Source organism: Bacillus cereus group sp. BfR-BA-01524 (assembly GCF_022662595.1).
In the GTDB taxonomy this organism is placed as follows: domain Bacteria; phylum Bacillota; class Bacilli; order Bacillales; family Bacillaceae_G; genus Bacillus_A; species Bacillus_A thuringiensis_S.
Genome location: NZ_JAKUDW010000248.1, coordinates 1 through 881 on the forward strand (window position 1 = coordinate 1; position 881 = coordinate 881).

Below are 881 nucleotides of genomic sequence, written 5' to 3' on the forward strand. Positions count from 1 at the left end.
TGGAGCCAGCCGCCTAAGGTGGGACAGATGATTGGGGTGAAGTCGTAACAAGGTAGCCGTATCGGAAGGTGCGGCTGGATCACCTCCTTTCTATGGAGAATTGATGAACGCTGTTCATCAATATAAGTTTCCGTGTTTCGTTTTGTTCAGTTTTGAGAGAACTATCTCTCATATATAAATGTATGTTCTTTGAAAACTAGATAACAGTGTAGCTCATATTTTTTTAATTTTAGTTTGGTTAAGTTAGAAAGGGCGCACGGTGGATGCCTTGACACTAGGAGTCGATGAAGGACGGGACTAACGCCGATATGCTTCGGGGAGCTGTAAGTAAGCTTTGATCCGAAGATTTCCGAATGGGGAAACCCACTATACGTAATGGTATGGTATCCTTACCTGAATACATAGGGTATGGAAGACAGACCCAGGGAACTGAAACATCTAAGTACCTGGAGGAAGAGAAAGCAAATGCGATTTCCTGAGTAGCGGCGAGCGAAACGGAACATAGCCCAAACCAAGAGGCTTGCCTCTTGGGGTTGTAGGACATTCTATACGGAGTTACAAAGGAACGAGGTAGACGAAGCGACCTGGAAAGGTCCGTCGTAGAGGGTAACAACCCCGTAGTCGAAATTTCGTTCTCTCTTGAATGTATCCTGAGTACGGCGGAACACGTGAAATTCCGTCGGAATCTGGGAGGACCATCTCCCAAGGCTAAATACTCCCTAGTGATCGATAGTGAACCAGTACCGTGAGGGAAAGGTGAAAAGCACCCCGGAAGGGGAGTGAAAGAGATCCTGAAACCGTGTGCCTACAAATAGTCAGAGCCCGTTAATGGGTGATGGCGTGCCTTTTGTAGAATGAACCGGCGAGTTACGATCCCGTGC

2 rRNA genes are annotated in these 881 nt (G+C 47.1%); both read left to right on the top strand.

The window, feature by feature from the left end:
* A 16S ribosomal RNA gene (locus MR170_RS30830) occupies nucleotides 1-90 on the top strand; the annotation flags it as partial.
* Between the two features lie 146 nt (nucleotides 91-236).
* Nucleotides 237-881, top strand: a 23S ribosomal RNA gene (locus tag MR170_RS30835); the annotation flags it as partial.